Source organism: Sphingomonas sp. PAMC 26621, from assembly GCF_000251145.1.
Taxonomy (GTDB): Bacteria; Pseudomonadota; Alphaproteobacteria; order Sphingomonadales; family Sphingomonadaceae; genus Sphingomonas.
Genome location: NZ_AIDW01000019.1, coordinates 26,033 through 45,288, shown reverse-complemented (window position 1 = coordinate 45,288; position 19,256 = coordinate 26,033). Strand labels below are relative to the sequence as shown.

Here is a 19,256-nt window from a genome sequence, read left to right as displayed (position 1 = left end):
CTCGGTCACGCTCGAAACGAACGGTCGCGATCAACCCGGCACATCGACCGCCATCAGTGCGGCACCACGCCAAGCTCGAAGCCGGTCTTGTCGTGCAAGGCATAGCGATCGACGAGATCGGCGCTCGCGCGATTATAGCCGATCACCTCGACCGCCGACCCGTCCCGCCGCAACCGGGCGATGATCTTGTCGAGCGCGCCGACCCCCGAAATGTCCCAGAAGTGCGCGTCGCTTACGTCGATCGTCACCGGCGCGCCCTGCTCGGGCAAGAAGGCCTTCGTGACGCGGTCGACCGAGGCAAAGAAGACCTGCCCGCTGACCCGGTAGATCACACCGTCCGCGCCCGTCGTGCGCGCGACGGACACCATCCGCCGGACCTTGCCCGCGAAGAAGATGCCCGACAGCAGCACCCCCGCGAGCACGCCCTGCGCGAGATCATGTGTCGCGACGACGACCGCGACCGTCACCAGCATCACCGCGGAGGACGTCGGCGGATGCCGGCGGAGGTTGCGGATCGAATTCCAGCTGAACGTCCCGATCGAAACCATGATCATCACCGCGACCAGCGCCGGCATCGGGATCCGCCCGACCACAGGGCCGGCTACCGCGAGCAGGAACAGCAGGAACGCGCCGGCGATGAAAGTCGACAGCCGCTTGCGACCGCCCGAGGTCACGTTGATCACCGATTGGCCGATCATCGCGCACCCGCCCATCCCGCCGACCAGCGCGGCGACGATGTTCGCGCCGCCCTGGCCCGCGCATTCGCGGCGCTTGTTGCTTTCGGTGTCGGTCATGTCGTCGACGATCTGCGCGGTGAGCAGCGATTCGAGCAGCCCGACCGCCGCCATCGTCAGCGAATAGGGCAGGATGATCCGCAGCGTCTCCCACGTCAGCGGAACCTGCGGCAGCGCGAAGGACGGCAGCCCGGAAGGCAGGCGCCCCATGTCGCCGACGGTGCGCACCGGCAGCGCGAGCGCAATGCTGATCACCGCGAGCACGACGATCGCGACCAGCGGGGAGGGCACCGCCTTGGTGAGGCGCGGCAGCAGATAGATGATCGCCAGACCGCCCGCGACCAGCGCGAAGCTATGCCAGGTCACTCCCGTCAGTTGCGGCAACTGAGCCATGAAAATGAGGATTGCCAACGCGTTGACGAACCCCGTTATCACCGAGCGGGAAACGAACTGCATCACCAGGTCGAGCCGCAGCACCGCCGCGAGGATCTGGAACACGCCCATCAGGATGGTCGCGGCGAAAAGATACGGTACGCCGTGATCGCGCACCAGCGGCGTCACCACCACCGCGACCGCCGCGGTCGCGGCCGAGATCATCGCGGAACGACCGCCGATGAAGGAGATGACGATTGCGATCGCGACCGAGGCGTACAGCCCGACCTGCGGATCGACGCCCGAGATGATCGAGAAGCCGATTGCTTCGGGAATGAGCGCGAGCGCGACGACGACGCCGGCCAGCGTCTCGCGCCGCACGTCGGCAAACGAGGAGAACCATTGGGTTCGAAAAGTTGAAAATGTCATGAGATACCAAACGCAGGCACATGGCACCGGACCGCTTGCGAGGTCGGTGACGTCGCTATCCATGTGTTCTGTTATCCAGCGGATCGGCGGCTGGAAGAGCCACCCGGATTTGCACCGGGTCCATGCGAGTGGGGTTGCCTTAGCGGCGTATCAGCGAGCGATCAAGCTCGTACCATCCGCTACTACCGTCATTCCCGCAAAGGCGGGAATGACGGCTGAAGGTGGCCCAGCGACGAAAGCCGTCACCCGAAGCGTTCGAAATGCCCCGTTGCGAAATCCTCGGTCAGCAGCGCGACGATCCGCTCCGCCACTACGCTCGGTTCCTTGACCGACTTGGGTTCCTCGCCCGGATAGGCGCGGCGGCGCATGTCGGTGCGGGTCGCGCCGGGGTCGAGGATCGCGGTGCGGATATTGCTGATCCGCTCCATTTCGTCGCCGTATGCCGATACAATCGTCTCGAACGCCGCCTTGGACGCGCCGTAAAGCCCCCAATACGCCCGCGGCTTGCGCCCGACGCTCGAGGTGATGCCGATCACGCGCGCGTGGCTCGACTTGCGCAGCATCGGATCGAACGCCGCGATCAAGGCCGCTTGCGCGCTGACGTTGAGCGTCAGGACGTTCGCCATTTCCTTGGGGTCGATTGCGGGCACGGGTGCCAGTGTCCCGAGCATCGCTGCGTTGAGCACGATAATGTCGAGCGCGGGCCAGCGTTCGCCGATTGCCGAACCCAGCCGCGCGATCGCCTCCGCCTGCGTCAGGTCGAGCGGCGCGATCGTCGCCGACCCGCCCGCATCGAAGATCGCATTCTCGACGCTCTCGAGGCCGGCGCTAGTCCGGGCGGTGAGGACGACATGCGCCCCCGCTGCGCCAAGTGCGATGGCAGTCGCGGCACCGATGCCCTTGGAGGCACCGGTAACGAGCGCGACCCGGTCGGCGAGCGGGCGGTTCCCATCAGTCATCGTCTTGCGATCCTCAGCTGACGCGTTCGGCCAGTAGCGCGAACTGATCGACCGACGAAACATCGTCCTGGTCGGTCAGCGTCGTCGGATAGTCCCCGGTGAAGCAGGCATCGCAATGGCTCGGGCGGATCGCGTTACGCTGCGGCTCGCCGAGTGCCTTGTACAGGCCGTCGATCGAGACGAACGCGAGGCTGTCGGCCTTGATATACGCCGCCATCTCCTCGAGGTTCTTGGTCGCGGCGAGCAGCTTGGCGCGCTCGGGCGTGTCGACGCCGTAGAAGCACGAATGCCGCGTCGGCGGGCTCGCGATCCGCATGTGGACCTCGGCCGCGCCTGCTTCGCGCATCATCTCGACGATCTTGAGGCTGGTCGTCCCGCGCACGATCGAATCATCGATCAGCACGATCTTCTTGCCCGCGATCAGCGCGCGATTGGCGTTGTGCTTGAGCTTGACGCCGAGGTGACGAACCTTGTCGCCCGGCTGGATGAAGGTACGCCCGACATAATGCGAGCGGATGATCCCGAGTTCGAACGGAATGCCCGATTGCTGCGCATAGCCCAGCGCCGCCGGGGTGCCCGAATCGGGAACCGGAATGACGAGGTCGGCATCGACCGGGCTTTCGATCGCGAGCTGTGCGCCGATCGCCTTGCGGACGGTATAGACGCTGCGGTCCTCCGAGATCGAATCGGGGCGCGAGAAATAGACGAATTCGAAGATGCACGGGCGCGCAGACACGGGCGCGAACGGGCGATGCGAGGTGATCTCGCTGCCCTTGACCATCACCAGCTCGCCCGGATCGATCGAGCGGACGAAGGTCGCGCCGACCACGTCGAGCGCGACCGTCTCGGAGGCGAAGATCACCGCCTGGCTGCCGTCCGACTGTTCGATCCGGCCCATCACGAGCGGACGAATGCCGAGCGGATCGCGGCAGGCGATCATGCCTTCGGGGGTCATCACGATCAGCGAATAGGCGCCTTCGACGCGCTTGAGCGCATCGATGAACTTGTCGACGACGGTCCGGTAGTTAGACGTCGCGACGAGATGGATGATCGTCTCGGTATCGCTGGTCGACTGGAAGATCGAGCCGCGCCGGACGAGATCGCGGCGCAACCGCATCGCGTTCGAGATATTGCCGTTATGCGCGATCGCGAACCCGCCCGAGGCGAGGTCGGCATAGAGCGGCTGGACGTTGCGGAGCGCGGTCTCGCCGGTGGTGGAATAGCGCACATGACCGCAGGCGACGGTGCCGCGCAGCGGAACCATGATGTCCTCACGGTCGAAATTGCCAGCGACGTGACCCATCGCACGGTGGGTATGGAATTCGGCACCGTCGAAGCTGGTGATACCAGCCGCTTCCTGTCCGCGATGCTGGAGCGCGTGGAGCCCCAGCGCAACGAGCCGGGCGGCGTCGGCCGCGCCGGAGATACCAAAGACACCGCATTCTTCATGCAGTTTGTCCCCGTTTTCGGGGGCTTCGAACGGATTGGTTGTGAGCATTGGCGCCCTTCGGGGGAGGGTAGAGCTTCGAGCCCGCATATAGGGACGGCGATCGGCTTTGTCGCGCTTTTGTAACATCCTCCGGAGCGATTGGTCGCATTGTTCGTTGCGGCGGCGATCGGGGATCGAATGTTGTTGCGCGCAAGGAGTTGAGCATGGCGAAGGATCACGGGCCGAGTATCAAGGACGACAAACTCTACGAGGATCTGCGCAAGGACGGTGCCTCGCCGGAGAAGGCTGCGCGAATCGCCAACGCGCATGCAGCGGGGACGATCGACCATCGCGGCGGCGGGACGCTCGAGGATCGCACCAAGGACGACCTGCTTGACGAAGCGCGCAAGATCGGGATCGCGGGACGGTCGACGATGACCAAGGACGAACTCGTCGAAGCCATTCGCAAGGGGTGAGCGCACACCCTCACCCCGGGAGGGGCCGGGCCACGGTGCGACAGGCGCCCGGTTGGGCCGGAAAGCCCACGCCGGGGTGACGACGCCCATCTCTCCCGCTACACCGCCCCGCATGGCAGACCTTCGTGAAACCGGCCTCGTGCTCGACCCAAAATATGATGCCGCCGGCCTCATCACCGCGGTCGCGACCGACCGCAATAGCGGCGAAGTCCTCATGCTCGCGCACATGAATGCCGATGCGCTGAAACTGACGGTGGAGACCGGCGACGCGCATTTCTGGTCGCGCAGCCGTGGCGCATTGTGGCGCAAGGGGGAGACGTCGGGGCATGTCCTGCACGTCCACGACATCCGGATCGACTGCGATCAGGACGCGGTCTGGCTGATCGTCGATCCCGCCGGTCCCGCGTGCCACACCGGCGAACGCAGCTGTTTCTACCGGCGGGTGGAAGGCGATGCGCTGGCGCGAGTCGGTTGAAACGCCTGCTGCTCGCGCTGTGCGTCCTCACCGGCTGCCAGAAGGAGAACGCGCCCGGGGAGAAGGCGACCCCGCCAGCCACCGCGCTCGAGGCGGCCGCGATCCAGGCAGGCGTCATTCCCGACCCGAACAGCACTGACATCACGGGTCTTTATGTCCGCGAGGCCGACCGAGTCTGCGTCGTCCCGAGCGCGACCGGATACCGGATCGGCGTCACGGTCGATTATGACGACCGCGAACATTGCGGCGCCACCGGCGTGGTGACCCGCTCGGGCGAAACGCTGCACGTCGCGTTCGACACCAGCCGTGGGGGCGGCTGCAGCTTCGACGCACGCTTCGACGGCGACCGGATCGTCTTTCCGGGGCGTTTGCCCGCCGGCTGCCAGGCGCTGTGCACCGAGCATGCGGCGATCTCCGGGCTTGCACTCGACCGGCTCAGCGAATCGGCGTCGGAAGCGTCCACCTTGCGCGGTCCGCGCGGCACACTGCTGTGCGGAGACGATGTCCATCCATGATGCGCACCGTCTTGACGTTCACGTAAAGGGCAACTATTTGACGGTGCATGAGCACCGGTGCCGCCTATGCCCTCATCGATCGCCACCCGACGCGCGATCATTTCTCCATCTCCGACCTGTCGGCGGAATTCGACGTCACCGCGCGGGCGTTGCGTTTCTACGAGGATGAAGGCCTGATCGCGCCCGAACGGCGCGGGACGACCCGCATCTATTCGCAGCGCGACCGCGCACGGCTGGCGTGGATCCTGCGCGGCAAGCGCGTGGGGTTCTCGCTCGGCGAGATCCGCGAGATGATCGACCTGTACGACATTGGCGATGGCCGGAAGATCCAGCGCCAGACGACGATCGAGCGCTGCCGCGACCGGATTTCGCTGCTGACCGCGCAGAAACGCGACATCGACGCGGCGATCCACGAACTCGACGACTTTGTCACCTTGCTCGAAACCCATGGCTCATCCGGCCAGATGAAGGACTGAACCCATGCCCCAGTATACGCCCCCCGTCCGCGACACGCGCTTCATCCTCGATCATGTGATCGGCCTGCAGAGCCACGCCAATCTCCCCGGCTTCCAGAACGCGACCCCCGACGTGGTCGACGCGGTGCTCGACGAGGGCGGCAAGTTCGTCGCCGAAGTGCTGTTCCCGCTCAACTATTCGGGCGACCAGGAAGGCTGCGTCCGGCATGAGGACGGTTCGGTCACGACGCCCAAGGGTTTCAAGGAAGCCTATCAGGCGTTCGTCGAATCGGGTTGGGGCACGCTCAGCGCACCCGAGGAATTCGGCGGGCAGGCGATGCCGCACGTCGTCTCGACCGCGTTCCAGGAATATATGATTTCCGCCAACATGGCGTTCGCGATGTACCCCGGCCTGACGCACGGCGCGATCGCGGCGTTGCTGGTCAAGGGTTCGGACGAGCAGAAGGCCAAGTACGTCCCCAAGATGGTCAGCGGCGAATGGGGCGGGACGATGAACCTGACCGAGCCGCAATGCGGCACCGACCTCGGCCTGATCCGCACCCGCGCCGAGCCGCAGGCCGACGGCTCCTATGCGATCACCGGCACCAAGATCTTCATCTCGTCGGGCGAGCATGACCTGACCAGCAACATCATCCACCTCGTGCTCGCAAAGACGCCGGGTGCGCCGGAAAGTTCGAAGGGCATTTCGCTGTTCGTCGTGCCGAAGTTCATGGTCGGCGACGACGGGTCGATCGGGGAGCGCAACGCGGTCACCTGCGGTTCGATCGAGCACAAGATGGGGATCCACGCCAATTCGACCTGCGTGATGAACTATGACGGCGCGATCGGCTGGCTCGTCGGCGAGGAAATGAAGGGCCTCGCCGCGATGTTCATCATGATGAACGCCGCACGCTTGGGCGTCGGCCTGCAGGGCCTCGGCGTCGCCGAAGTCGCCTATCAGAATGCAGTCCAATATGCACAGGACCGCCGCCAGGGCCGCTCGCTCACCGGCGCGAAGGAGCCGGGCGAGAAGGCGGACACTTTGTTCGTCCACCCCGACGTCCGCCGCATGCTGATGGAGTCGAAGGCGTTGACCGAAGGCCTCCGTGCATTGTGCCTGTGGGGCGCGCTCCAGGCCGATCTCGAACATGCCGCGGTCAGCGATGAAGAGAAGCAGCTCGCGGGCGATCTGCTCGGGCTGCTCACGCCGGTCATCAAGGGTTATGGCACCGACAAGGGCTATGACATCGCGACCAACGCGCAGCAGGTCTACGGTGGCCACGGCTACATCGCCGAATGGGGGATGGAGCAGTACGTCCGCGATGCGCGGATCGCGATGATCTACGAGGGCACCAATGGCGTGCAGGCGATGGATCTGGTCGGCCGCAAGCTCGCGCAGAACGGCGGACGCGCAGTGCAGTCGCTGTTCAAGGTCGTCGCCGAGGAAGTCGCCGCCGCCAAGGCCGACCCCGCCACCGCGACCTTCGCGGGCGCGCTGGAAAAGGCGAATGGCGAGCTCCAGCAGGCGACGATGTGGTTCATGCAGAACGGCATGCAGAACCCCGACAACGTCGGCGCGGGCGCGCACAGCTACATGCACCTGATGGGCATCGTCGCGGTCGGGCTGATGTGGCTGCGGATGGCGGTCGCCGCGACCAAGCTCAAGGCAGCGGGCGAGGGGGATGTGAAGTTCCTCGACGCCAAGCTGGTGACGGCACGCTACTTCGCCGAGCGCGTGATGCCCGAGGCTGGCGCGCTCCGCCGCAAGATCGAGGGCGGGTCCGAGGCGCTGATGGCGCTTTCGCCGGAGATGTTCGAGGCGGCTTGAGGGTCGCGCTTACCCTTAACCTCGTGTCACCCCGGGCTTGGCCCGGGGTCCACCGGGTCTTGTTCGACCATGCTTGGATGCGCACCGCGGTGGATCCGGCCCGTCGCGGGGATGACGGTGGGGTGACGGAATTCCCTCATTCTGTCCGTCATTCCCGCGCAGGCGGGAATCCATTAGCACCGTCCATCCTGTACTGCGCAGTCAGGCAGTATAGATCCCCGCCGTCGCGGGGATGACGGAAGCGCGGAGGCGTGCCCCTTAAATGTTCGCAACCGACGCATCAGGCTGAACGTCGAAAATTTTTGGAATACCGACGTTTAGGCGCGCGCGGTCTCTCAGTAGGCGTTGGGCAAGACGCCCGGTAAGCGGCAGAGGTGCGAGAAAGCGGCGATTGTCCCGGCGTCGTCTGATCCGTGGCTCTGAAAGTCGACGTTGAGCTCACGGGACACGAAGTTCTGACCCCACCCCATACCGCTCACTCGTCGTAGGAATAGCGCAAACGCCGCAGAGTTGGGGGCAGTCCAAAGGAAATAACTGCGGCCCTGGGCCCGGAGTGGGTATGCCCACGTTCCGGATAACTTAAGGGCCGGTGATATGCCCGATTTCACAGTCGCACTACCGGCAGGATAGACCTCTACGGCAAAGTCCCATGCACCTTTGCGAATTAATTGACATGTCGCGTTGATCCGATCTCCTTTGGGAGAGACCGTACGGAGGTAGTAGCCTCCAGTGGTCGCTCGAATGCTAAAGACATCAAAAAGGCCAGGATTGTTTTGAGCACTGAGCGGCGACGGCGGCAGTGCTATCAGCGCCATTCCCACCGCCATCAACAACAAACGTCCCATGTGACCCGCCTCCATAGGGGCACGGTACTCGGATGCTTAATATCTGCAAATGGGCGTAAGCGGAACTGCTGCATTTTTGGAGTCCACCGGCTATCGGACGATCACTCCAAAGAAAGGTCGCCAATGCCCGCCACTCTCTACGGCATCCCTGCCTGCGACACCGTCAAGAAAGCCCGCACCTGGCTCGACACCAACGGCGTCCCCTACACCTTCCACAACTACAAGACCGCCGGCGTAGACCCCACGCTCCTGCGCGGATGGATCGACCAGCTCGGCTGGGAAACCGTCCTCAACCGCGCCGGCACCACCTTCCGCAAGCTCCCCGACGCCGACAAGACCGACCTCGACGCCGACAAGGCGCTCGCCATAATGCTCGCCAACCCCTCCGCCATCAAACGCCCGATCCTCGTCAAGGAGGACGTGCTGCTGGCAGGCTTCAAGCCCGATACCTATGTTGAGGCCCTCAAGCCCTGACCTGAAGGACCAAGCCCATGCCGACCGCACGCTGGAACGGAACCGTGATCGCCCAGTCGGACGACACCGTGATCGTCGAGGGCAACCATTATTTCCCCGCCGACAGCATCGTCGCGGACCTGTTCGAACCGAGCGCGACGCACTCGCATTGCCCGTGGAAGGGCGACGCGAGCTACAAGACGCTCGTCGTCGACGGTAAGCGCAACGTCGACGCGGCATGGTTCTACCCCGACCCGAAGTCCAAGGCCGCGGAGATCAAGGACCGCTTCGCCTTCTGGAAGGGCGTGACGGTCGACTGACGCCCCCGACTGGCGCGGGGCCTCGCAAGCCGCTATCCCCGCGCCATGTCCACGACCTTCACGATCGACACCGCGACCAGTCGCGCCAACCCCACGCCAGCGCCGATGAAGCGCCTCACCGTCCCCGCGATCCGCGCACGGAAGGGGACGATCGGTGGGGGCAAGGGGGGCGACCCGCTGGTGATGCTCACCGCCTATACCGTGCGCAACGCGCAGCTGTTCGATCCGCATTGCGACATGCTGCTGGTCGGCGACAGCCTCGGGCAGGTGATCTACGGCCTGCCGTCGACCGTCCCCGTCACACTCGACATGATGGCGGCGCATGGTGCCGCGGTGGTGCGCGGCAGCTATCATGCGGTCGTCATCATCGACATGCCGTTCGGCAGTTATGAAGCCTCGCCCGAAAAGGCGTTCGAAAGCGCCGCCTTCCTGCTCAAGCAGACCGGCGCGGCGGGGGTGAAGCTCGAGGGCGGGGTCGCGATGGCGCCGACCGTCCGGTTCCTCAGCGAACGCGGCATCCCGGTCATGGGCCACGTCGGTCTCACCCCGCAGGCGGTCAACACGCTTGGCGGCTATGGCGCGCGCGGGCGCACCGCCGCCGAAGCCGAGAAGATCGTCGCGGATGGCGTCGCGATTGCCGAAGCGGGCGCGTTCGCGCTGGTGATCGAAGGCGTGGTCGAGCCGATCGCGATCGCGCTCACGCAGAAGGTCGCCTGCCCGACGATCGGGATCGGTGCTTCGGCTGAGTGTGACGGGCAGGTGCTCGTCGCGGAGGACATGCTCGGCCTGTTCGAGCGCACCGCGCGCTTCGTGAAGAAATATGACGACCTCGGTGGCCGTATTTCCGCCGCAGCCGCGACCTACGCCGCCGAGGTCCGCGCGCGCACCTTCCCGGGCGCGGAACAGATCTACGCCCCCAAGGACTGATGCCGCTTCCGTTTCCGAACCGTACCATAGCGTAACGTTTGCCCGCTTTCCCTCAGGCGGGTGCGCGGCTAAGGTCCGCAGCTTCCCGCCCCGATCCGATGGAGTTCCCCAGTGGCCGTGCCACCCAACACCGATGCCGCATTCCTCCGGGAAGTCGACGAGGAACTCCGTCGCGAACAGATGGCGACCGCCTGGCGCCGCTATGGGATCGCCGCGATCGCGATCGTCGTGCTGATCGTCCTCGGCTTCGGCGGATGGCAGATCTACCGCGCGCACCAGCAATCGGTCGCGGGCGACGAGGGCGAGGCGCTAAGCAAGGCGTATGAGGATATCGGTGCGCGCCGTCCGGCGGCCGACGGCGAACTCGGCAGTCTCGCGGGTTCCGACGTCAAGGGCGTCCGCGCGCTTGCCATGATGAGCCAGGCGGACCTGCTGCTGCAGAAGAACGACCTGCGCGGCGCTGCCGCCAAGTTCGCCGCGATTGCGGGTGACGCGTCGATCGGCCAGCCGTTCCGCGACCTCGCGCTCGTCCGCCAGACCAGCGCCGAGCTCGATACGATCAAGCCCGACGTCGTCGTCGCGCGGCTGCGCGGGCTCGCGGTGAAGGGCAATCCGTGGTTCGGCAGCGCGGGTGAGATGGTCGCTGCGTCCTATCTGCGGATGGGCCGTCGTGATCTCGCCGGCACCCTGTACGGCCAGATCGCCCGCGAACCCGACGTGCCCGAGACCCTGCGGCAACGCGCGGTTCAGATGGCGGGCGTATTGGGGGTAGATGCCGTGAACCAGCCGAAGGACCAGAAATCGAAATGAAGATGACCAACCGAGTTCTGCTGGTGGCGGTCTCAGCGATCGCGCTCAGCGGCTGCGCGACGTTCAAGGGCAAGAAGAAGACCCCGGTGCTCGGCAATCGCATCGCGATTCTCCAGGGCGAGAATGACGTGGTCGCCGACAAGACGATCGGCGAAGTCCAGGTGCTCGTGCCGCCTGCGACGACCAACGACAGCTGGGCGCAACCCGGCGGCAGCCCGTCCAAGTCGATGGGCCAGCTCGCGCTCGGCAATGCGCTCACCCGCGCGTGGAGCGTGACGATCGACGGCGGCAGCAATCGCCAGCGGCTCGGCGCGGCACCGGTGATCGGCGGCGGCAAGCTGTTCGCGATCGACGTCAACGCCACGGTCCACGCTTATTCGGCCAGCACCGGCGCGTCCGCGTGGGAAGCCAGCATCGCGACGACCGACAAGAAGGCGCGCAGCGCGCGTTTCGGCGGCGGCGTGAGCTTCGACGAGGGCAAGGTCTTCGCGACCGACGGCCTCGGCGACGTGGTTGCGCTCGACGCGACGAGCGGCAAGGAATTGTGGCGGGCAAAGCCTGGTGCGCCTTTACGCGGTGCGCCGTCGGTCGCCAACGGCCAGGTCTATGTGCTGAGCCAGGACAACCAACTCTACGTGCTGTCGCAGGCGGACGGCACCGTCGTGTGGACCGCCTCGGGCTCGATCGAGACGCAGGGCGTGTTCGGCGTCGCGGCACCAGCGGTCAGTCAGGGGACAGTCGTCGCGGGCTTCTCCTCGGGCGAACTCAATGCCTATCGCTACGAGAATGGGCGCACTTTGTGGCAGGACGCGCTGTCGCGCTCGTCGATCTCGACCTCGGTCTCGTCGCTCGCCGATATCGATGCGGACCCGGTGATCGACCGCGGGATCGTCTTCGCGGTCGGGCAGGGTGGCCGCATGGTCGCGCTCGAGATCGTCTCGGGGCAGCGGCTGTGGGAGCAGAATTTCGCGGGCATCTCGACCCCGTGGGTCGCGGGCGAATGGGTCTTCATCGTCACCGACGACGCACGGCTCGTCTGCCTCGCGCGCGCGACCGGCAAGGTGCGGTGGATCAGCCAGCTGCGCCACTTCGGCAGCGAAAAGGTCCAGAAGGACGGCACGATCAAGGACAAGAAGAAGGCCAACCCGATCACCTGGTACGGCCCGGTGCTTGCGGGCGGTCGGCTCGTGCTGACCAACTCGCTCGGCGAGATCGCTTCCGCCTCGGTCGAAACGGGCAAGCTCGGCACGGTGATCGAATCGAAGGCACCGTTCACGCTGCCGCCGGTGGTCGCCAATTCGACGCTGTATGTGCTTGATCAGAAGGGCCGTCTCGCGGCCTATAAGTAACCGCGACACGGCGGGGTGACGAAGACGTGCGCTTGCCCTAAGGGAGGCGCATGTCCAGTCTCCCTGTGGTCGCTATTATCGGCCGGCCGAACGTCGGCAAGTCGACGCTCTTCAATCGTCTCGTCGGAAAGAAACTCGCGCTCGTCGACGATCGCCCTGGCGTAACCCGTGATCGGCGCGAGGGGGCGGCGACGCTCGTCGGCCTCGATTTCCGCGTCATCGACACCGCCGGTTACGAGGACAAGGACGCCGCGTCCTTGCCCGGCCGGATGCGCGCGCAGACCGAGGCCGCGGTCGCGCAGGCCGACGTCGCGCTGTTCCTGTTCGATTCGCGCGCGGGCATCGTCCCGCTCGACGAGGAAATCGCGCGCTGGCTGCGCGGGTCGACCACCCCGGTCATCCTCGTCGCCAACAAGGCCGAGGGCAAGGCTGGTGCCGACGGCATCCTCGAGTCGCTCGCGCTCGGTTTCGGCGATCCGGTGGAATTGTCGGCGGAACACGGCGAGGGTCTCGTCGAACTGTTCGACGCGCTTCTCCCCTTCATCGAACCCGAGAAGGACGCCGCGGGCGACGACATTCCCAACGCGGACGTCGATGAGGAATATGCCCCCGACGCGCCGCTCAAGCTCGCGATCATCGGGCGTCCGAATGCGGGCAAATCAACGCTGATCAACCGCATCCTTGGCGAAGACCGTCTGATTACCGGCCCGGAAGCGGGCATCACGCGCGATTCGATCGCGGTCGACTGGATCTGGCACGATCCCGATCGCGAGCCCGGCGAGGATGCGCGGAAGGTCCGGCTGATCGACACCGCCGGCATGCGGAAGCGCGCCAACGTGCAGGACAAGCTCGAGAAGCTGTCGGTCGCCGATGCGCTCCATGCGATCGATTTCGCCGAAGTCGTCGTGCTGTTGCTGGATGCGACGCGCGGGCTCGAATCGCAGGATCTGCGGATCGCGGACGCGGCGTTGCAGGAAGGCCGCGCGCTGATCGTCGCGATCAACAAATGGGACGTGGCGGAGAATGCCTCCAGCCTGTTCAACGGCATCCGCACCGCGCTCGAGGATGGCCTCAGCCAGATCAAGGGCATGCCGGTGCTGACCGTCTCGGCCGCGACCGGCAAGGGGCTCGACACGATGCTCAAGGTCGCGTTCGACACGCGCGATGCCTGGTCGCGCCGCGTCGGGACGGGCGAGCTCAACCGCTGGTTCGAACGCGCGGTCGAGGCCAACCCGCCGCCCGCGCCGGGGGGCAAGCGGATCAAGCTGCGCTATCTGACGCAGGCGAAGACTCGCCCGCCGGGCTTCGTTCTGTTCGGCACGCGCGTTGACCAGTTGCCGACGAGCTATCAGCGGTATCTGATCAACGGGATCCGGCGGGATCTCGGGTTCGGGGCGGTGCCGGTACGGCTTACGTTGCGGGCGCCGAAGAATCCGTTCGACCGGTAAAGCACCCCCCATCCGTTCGCCCTGAGCGAAGTCGAAGGGTCTTGCGCTGAGCAGGGGGCTTCGACTTCGCTCAGCCCGAACGGATGGTTGCTGGGATACGCTCACCCTCCACCCGTTCGTTTCGAGCGCAGTCGAGGAACCCGGCACAGCGCAGGTTTCTCGACTGCGCTCGAAACGAACGGTCAGGAGTAGGGGCCGGTACCGGTCGCAAGCCCCATCACCCCCAAAACCTCTCGCGCCGCGCGCACGCCGCTGTCGTGCGCCCCATGCGCGGTGCTGAAGTCGACCGGATTGGTCGCCTCGCCAGCAAAGAAGATCCGGTCATCGAACGACTGCGCCAACGTCGTCCGCGCATCCGCACGCCCCGGAAGCGCGCAACTATACGCCCCGCCAATCCGCGGGTCAGCGCTCCACGCCGAGGCGGTGACCGGTCGAAGCGACCGCCGCACGTCCGCCCCGAACAAGGCGACCAGATCGTCGATCGCCCGCGCAAACGCCGCATCGGCCCCCTCGGCCTCCGCCTGCCGCGCGCCGTCGCCGCCCAGGAAGCATTCGACCACCGGCCACCCGAATGGCAGCAGATAGCAGGACGCGCTCGCCGGATCGCCCGGCTTGCCGAGCACCTGCGTCTCGGGTTCGAACGGCGAGGGGCCGTCGACCGCGAGGAACAGCTTCTCGTTGCGCCCGAGCGGCAATTGCGCCGCCGCCGCGCGCCACGGATCGAGCGCGTCTGGCAGGGCGATCGTGTCCCCGGACAGCACGGTGGTCGATACGGTCAGGATCACCGTGCGCGCGTCGATATCCCCCGCAGGCGTCGTCAGCCGCACCCCGTCCGCGGCGAGTGCGATCCGATCGACGGGAGTCGCAAGGCGGTGGGCGACGTCTTGCGGCATGTTCGCCGTGACCAGCGTGCCGTAGCCACGAGGAAGCCGCCAGTTGCAGTCGGTGGCGGCATCCTCATACGCCAGATAGTCCGCGACTGAGATCCGCTCCGGTGTCACGCCACTGATGAAGCCGGTCATCGCCGCGATATGGCCGTTCCATTCGCACTCCGGGAGCAGGGCATCGGACGCCCGGTCGCTCGACGGCGGGGCTTGCTCCATCCGCTCCAGCCAGTGGTCGAACGCGTCCCGCGCCGCCCGCTGGTCCTGCGGCGAAAAGCCGAGATTGCGATATTGCTGCCCCCACGCCGGGGTGCGCCGGTCGATCTCGACGCCCGCGGCTTCGGCGATCCCGGTCCAGGCATTGCGGTCGCCCGAATGCAGCCAGCCGCATCCGAGGTCTAGCGCAAGGTCGTCCCGGACTTCAGTATGCGCACGCCCGCCAAGTCGCGATCCCGCCTCGAGCAGGATCGTCCGCAATCCCGACCCCGCCAACGTGCGCGCGGCGGCGATGCCCGAGGCACCGCCGCCGACGATCACGACATCATATCGACTGTCCATCGATGGTTTCAGGCCACCGGCGGCATCTTGTCGAGCATCTTGTCGAGCGTCACCGGATAGTCGCGAACACGAATACCGGTCGCATTATACGCCGCATTCGCAATCGCAGCGCCGACCCCGCACAGCCCGAGCTCGCCCACGCCCTTTGCCTTCATCGGCGAGGTGGTCGGGTCGGTCTCGTCGAGGAAGATCACGTCCTGATGCGGAATGTCGGCATGGACCGGCACTTCATATTGCGCGAGGTCGTGGTTGACGAAGAAGCCGAACCGCTTGTCGACCGCGAGTTCCTCCATCAGCGCCGAGCCGACGCCCATCGTCATCGCGCCGATCACCTGGCTGCGCGCCGACTTGGGGTTGAGGATGCGACCCGCCGCACAGACCGCGAGCATCCGCCGGATGCGGACTTCGCCCGTATACATGTCGACGCCCACTTCGACGAAATGCCCGGCGAAGGTCGACTGCTGATACTGCTTGGCCAGATCGCCATAGTCGATCGTGTCCTCGGCGGTCAGCCCGGCGTCACCCGCCGCCTCAGCGAGCGAAACGCTGCGGTTTCCCGAGCGCACCTTGCCGTCGGCGAATTCGACGTCACCCGAGTTGAACCCGAGCTTCTGCGCAACCGCCTCGCGCAGCTTGACGCAGGCGGCATAGACGCCCGCAGTCGAGCTGTTCGCGCCCCACTGGCCGCCCGAACCCGAAGACACCGGCGAATCCGAATCGCCGAGCCGCACCACGACGCGGTCCATGTCGACCCCCATCATCTCCGCCGCGGTCTGCGCGATGATCGTGTAGGATCCCGTGCCGATGTCGGTCATGTCGGTATAGACGGTGACGACACCCTTGCGGTCGAGCGAGACCTTAGCGCCCGACTTCATGTTCATGTTGTTGCGGAAGCCCGCAGCCACGCCCATCCCGACTAGCCATTTCCCGTCGCGGACCTGCGCGGGCTTGGCGTTGCGCTTGTTCCAGCCGAACGATTCCGCGCCGACCTGCAACGCCTTGATCAGCTGCCGCTGCGAAAAACGCCGCTCGGGCTTCTCGGGGTCGACCTGCGTATCGTTGGCGATGCGGAACGCGATCGGGTCCATGCCGAGCTTCTCGGCCATTTCGTCCATCGCGATCTCGAGCGCCATCAGCCCCGGAGCCTCGCCCGGTGCGCGCATCGCATTGCCCTCGGGCAGGTCGAGCACGGCAAGCCGCATCGACGTCATCCGGTTTGCGCCTGCATAGAGCAGCTTGGTCTGCGAAACCGCGGTCTCGGGGCCGCCACCGGGCAGATCGCCCGAACCGCTCTCATGCGCGATCGCGGTGATCTTGCCGCTGCGATCGGTGCCGATGCGGATCCGCTGCGTCGTCGCCGGACGGTGCGTGGTGTTGTTGAACATCATCGGCCGCGCGAGCGCGACCTTGACCGGACGCCCAGCCGCGCGTGCGCCGAGTGCCGCCATGATCGCATCGGTCCGCACGAACAGCTTCCCGCCGAAACCACCGCCGACATAGGGCGAGATCAGACGGACATTCTCCTTGGGGATGCCGAGCGTCTTGGCGACATCGCCCTTGCCCCAGGCGATCATCTGGTTCGACGTCCACACCGTCAGCTTGTCGCCGTCCCAGCGGGCAAGCGAAGCATGCGGCTCCATCATCGCATGGCTATGGTCCGGCGTGGTGTAGCGCGCGTCGAGTTTGACCGCCGCCTTGGCGAACGCGCCTTCGAAATCGCCGACCCGGTCGACCGGCGGCGCCTTGCTGCCTTCGCCGCTGTCATTGCCCTTGAGCGGGGCGATCTTGAGAGCCTCGTCGAGATCGAACCGGCCCTTGCCGCGCTCGTAGTCTACGCGGACGAGGTTTGCGGCAGCGCGTGCCTGCTCGAACGTCTCGGCGACGACGATCGCGATCGCCTGGTGGTAATGCTGGATTTCGGGACCGCCGAGCAGCATCGCGGTGTTGAAATCGCCCTTGGTCAGCTTGCCCGCCTCGGCGGCGGTAACGATGGTGATGACACCGGGGGCGGCCTTCGCCTCCGCCAGATGCATCCCGCTGATCCGCCCCTTGGCGATCGCCGCGTGGACGATGTAGCCATAGGCCGGGTTGGCGACGACGTCATGCCGTTCATAGGCATAAGGCGCGGTGCCGGTGGTCTTGAACTTGCCGTCGATCCGGTCGTGCGGCTTGCCGACGACCTTGCCTTGGTCGATCGGATTCTGGCCTGCGGGGGTCGTGAACTTCATGCGCGTGTCTCCGCCAGCACCGCGGCGAGCGTACGCTCGACCAGCGGAACCTTGAATGCATTGTCTTCGGTCGGCCGTGCGCCCGCCAGCAGCGGGGCGACCACTGCCTTGGAGCCATTACGCAACTGCGCATCGGCGGCATCCACCCGCCACGGGCGCGGCGCGATCCCGCCGATCGCGACGCGACCGCTGCCGTCCTTCTGAATGATCGCCGCGACCGAGACGAGCGCATAGGCATAGGACGCGCGGTCGCGCACTTTGCGATAGGTGTGCGTCCCGCCGAGCGGCTTGGGCAACGTTACCGCGGTGATCAGCTCGCCACGCTGCAAGGCGTTCTCGATATGCGGGGTGGTGCCGGGCAACTGATGGAAGTCCGCGATCGGAATGGTCCGTGCTTGGCCGGTCGCGTTGATCGTCTCGATCTTCGCGTCGAGCAGCCGCATCGCGACCGCCATGTCGCCGGGATAGGTCGCGATGCACGCATCGCTCGTCCCGATGATGCCGAGCTGGCGGCTGTAGCCACCGAGCGCCGCACAGCCCGAGCCGGGCTTGCGCTTGTTGCACGCCTGGTTGGTGTCGTAGAAATACGGGCAGCGCGTCCGCTGGAGCAGATTGCCCGCAGTGGTCGCCTTGTTGCGCAACTGGCCCGAGGCCCCCGCGACGATCGCGCGGCTGAGCACGCCGTAATCGCGGCGAACCCGCGCGTCGGAGGCAAGCGCGGTGTTCGACACGAACGCGCCGACCCGAAGACCACCGTCCTGCGTCTGCTCGATCTTGTCGAGCTTGAGCTCCTGGATGTCGATCAGATGCGTCGGAACTTCGATCTCGAGCTTCATCAGGTCGAGCAGGTTGGTCCCGCCCGCGATGAACTTGGCGCCGGGCGTCCGCGCAACCGCTGCGGCGGCAGCGGCGGGGGAGGTGGCGCGTTCGTAAGTGAAGGGCTTCATGCGCGCGTCTCCGCAACTTCGGTCATGGCTTCGAGGATGTTCGAATAGGCACCGCAACGGCAGATGTTGCCGCTCATCCGCTCGCGCATCTCGGCGTTGGAAATGGGGAACTTGGCGTTGAGGTCGCCGGTCACGTGGCTGGGCACGCCTGCACGGATTTCCTCGATTACCGCCACCGCCGAGCAGATCTGGCCGGGCGTGCAGTAACCGCACTGATAGCCGTCATGCTTGATGAATGCGGCCTGCATCGGGTGGAGCTTGTCCGGCGTGCCAAGGCCCTCAATTGTCGTGATCTTGTCGCCCGAATGCATCACCGCGAGGCTGAGGCACGAGTTGATCCGCTTGCCGTCGACGATCACCGTGCACGCGCCGCACTGGCCGTGGTCGCAGCCCTTCTTGGTGCCGATCAAGTGCATGTGCTCGCGCAACGCGTCGAGCAGGGTCGTGCGCGTGTCGACCTCGAGCTCGCGACGCTTGCCGTTGACCGTCATCGCGATCTTCGCCTTGGCCGGCATCGCCTGCCGCGCCGGGGTCTGCGCCTCGACCGCGGGAACCTGAGTCACCGCGACTGCGGCGGCACCGCCCGCCAGAATACCGCGCCGGGAAATCGCTGGGGATCCGCCGTCTGTCATTGCTACGCTCCGTATGTGCCCGGGACCGCTGGTCCCGGCTGCTGATGGTAGAGGATCGCCTCGAGAAAGCGTGGCGACCGCTGAAATTCTGGAAGGACTCCCGGTCCTGAGCCCCTTCGGGCCTCATGCCGCATAACGCCCTGAACCGCACGCGCGTTCCCGGCTGCCCGAAGCAATTGTCGA

18 protein-coding genes and 1 other annotated feature are annotated in these 19,256 nt (G+C 66.0%); of the genes, 11 read left to right on the top strand and 7 right to left on the bottom strand.

The window, feature by feature from the left end; translation table 11 throughout:
• Positions 1–53: 53 nt before the first annotated feature.
• The 3 genes from RI03_RS10115 to purF all read right to left on the bottom strand — a co-directional run bounded on the left by RI03_RS10115 (position 54) and on the right by purF (position 3,992).
• Entirely contained in the window at positions 54–1,535 is a 1,482-nt protein-coding gene (locus RI03_RS10115; protein WP_026046623.1) for a SulP family inorganic anion transporter, read from the bottom strand.
• Between the two features lie 69 nt (positions 1,536–1,604).
• Positions 1,605–1,660: a sequence feature (sul1 is cis-regulatory element that is thought to sense ions involved in sulfur or methionine metabolism; They are found in Alphaproteobacteria), on the bottom strand.
• A gap of 117 nt (positions 1,661–1,777) precedes the next feature.
• Complete coding sequence (locus RI03_RS10110) at positions 1,778–2,494, bottom strand: SDR family NAD(P)-dependent oxidoreductase (protein WP_010217096.1); 717 nt, start codon at positions 2,492–2,494, stop codon at positions 1,778–1,780.
• Between the two features lie 13 nt (positions 2,495–2,507).
• On the bottom strand, positions 2,508–3,992 hold the full coding sequence (gene purF / locus RI03_RS10105; protein WP_010217095.1) for an amidophosphoribosyltransferase: 1,485 nt from the start codon (positions 3,990–3,992) through the stop codon (positions 2,508–2,510).
• A gap of 155 nt (positions 3,993–4,147) precedes the next feature.
• Here purF and RI03_RS10100 point away from each other — a divergent pair, with 155 nt between their 5' ends.
• From RI03_RS10100 to der, 11 genes are all read left to right on the top strand, one after another.
• Positions 4,148–4,399: a Rho termination factor N-terminal domain-containing protein gene (locus tag RI03_RS10100; RefSeq protein ID WP_026046622.1), complete on the top strand. Its 252-nt coding sequence runs from the start codon at positions 4,148–4,150 to the stop codon at positions 4,397–4,399.
• Between the two features lie 112 nt (positions 4,400–4,511).
• Positions 4,512–4,874: a phosphoribosyl-AMP cyclohydrolase gene (gene hisI / locus RI03_RS10095; protein WP_010217092.1), complete on the top strand. Its 363-nt coding sequence runs from the start codon at positions 4,512–4,514 to the stop codon at positions 4,872–4,874.
• Positions 4,871–5,389, top strand: a complete 519-nt coding sequence (locus tag RI03_RS10090) for a hypothetical protein (RefSeq protein WP_010217090.1) — start codon at positions 4,871–4,873, stop codon at positions 5,387–5,389. The genes hisI and RI03_RS10090 overlap by 4 nt, the downstream gene beginning before the upstream one ends.
• 47 nt (positions 5,390–5,436) lie before the next feature.
• Positions 5,437–5,865, top strand: a complete 429-nt coding sequence (locus RI03_RS10085; RefSeq protein WP_010217089.1) for a MerR family transcriptional regulator — start codon at positions 5,437–5,439, stop codon at positions 5,863–5,865.
• A gap of 4 nt (positions 5,866–5,869) precedes the next feature.
• The gene (locus RI03_RS10080; RefSeq protein WP_010217087.1) at positions 5,870–7,672 is read left to right on the top strand and encodes an acyl-CoA dehydrogenase C-terminal domain-containing protein; all 1,803 of its coding nucleotides are present in this window, start codon (positions 5,870–5,872) and stop codon (positions 7,670–7,672) included.
• A 968-nt stretch (positions 7,673–8,640) separates the two neighbouring features.
• A complete protein-coding gene (locus tag RI03_RS10075) occupies positions 8,641–8,991 on the top strand; it encodes an ArsC family reductase (protein WP_010217086.1) in 351 nt (116 codons plus the stop codon).
• A gap of 17 nt (positions 8,992–9,008) precedes the next feature.
• Positions 9,009–9,290 (top strand): DUF427 domain-containing protein, encoded by a 282-nt coding sequence (locus tag RI03_RS10070; protein ID WP_010217085.1) that lies wholly within the window; start codon positions 9,009–9,011, stop codon positions 9,288–9,290.
• A gap of 45 nt (positions 9,291–9,335) precedes the next feature.
• Complete coding sequence (gene panB, locus RI03_RS10065) at positions 9,336–10,217, top strand: 3-methyl-2-oxobutanoate hydroxymethyltransferase (protein ID WP_010217083.1); 882 nt, start codon at positions 9,336–9,338, stop codon at positions 10,215–10,217.
• Between the two features lie 111 nt (positions 10,218–10,328).
• Positions 10,329–11,027 carry a tetratricopeptide repeat protein gene (locus RI03_RS10060; RefSeq protein WP_010163899.1) on the top strand — a complete coding sequence of 233 codons (699 nt, stop codon included), beginning with the start codon at positions 10,329–10,331 and terminating at the stop codon, positions 11,025–11,027.
• Positions 11,024–12,376, top strand: coding sequence for an outer membrane protein assembly factor BamB family protein (locus RI03_RS10055; RefSeq protein ID WP_010217082.1), 1,353 nt, complete (start codon positions 11,024–11,026; stop codon positions 12,374–12,376). Before RI03_RS10060 ends, RI03_RS10055 begins: the two co-directional genes overlap by 4 nt.
• 50 nt (positions 12,377–12,426) lie before the next feature.
• Complete coding sequence (gene der / locus RI03_RS10050; RefSeq protein WP_026046621.1) at positions 12,427–13,824, top strand: ribosome biogenesis GTPase Der; 1,398 nt, start codon at positions 12,427–12,429, stop codon at positions 13,822–13,824.
• A gap of 182 nt (positions 13,825–14,006) precedes the next feature.
• On the opposite strand, the gene RI03_RS10045 is transcribed toward der, so the two are convergent.
• The 4 genes from RI03_RS10045 to paoA are packed head-to-tail and all read right to left on the bottom strand — an operon-like array spanning position 14,007 to position 19,073.
• On the bottom strand, positions 14,007–15,266 hold the full coding sequence (locus RI03_RS10045; protein ID WP_037515144.1) for a flavin monoamine oxidase family protein: 1,260 nt from the start codon (positions 15,264–15,266) through the stop codon (positions 14,007–14,009).
• 8 nt (positions 15,267–15,274) lie between these two features.
• Positions 15,275–17,494, bottom strand: coding sequence for an aldehyde oxidoreductase molybdenum-binding subunit PaoC (gene paoC, locus RI03_RS10040; protein WP_010163893.1), 2,220 nt, complete (start codon positions 17,492–17,494; stop codon positions 15,275–15,277).
• On the bottom strand, positions 17,491–18,441 hold the full coding sequence (locus tag RI03_RS10035; RefSeq protein ID WP_010217080.1) for an FAD binding domain-containing protein: 951 nt from the start codon (positions 18,439–18,441) through the stop codon (positions 17,491–17,493). Before RI03_RS10035 ends, paoC begins: the two co-directional genes overlap by 4 nt.
• Positions 18,438–19,073, bottom strand: a complete 636-nt coding sequence (gene paoA, locus RI03_RS10030; protein ID WP_010217079.1) for an aldehyde dehydrogenase iron-sulfur subunit PaoA — start codon at positions 19,071–19,073, stop codon at positions 18,438–18,440. Before paoA ends, RI03_RS10035 begins: the two co-directional genes overlap by 4 nt.
• Positions 19,074–19,256 lie beyond the last annotated feature (183 nt).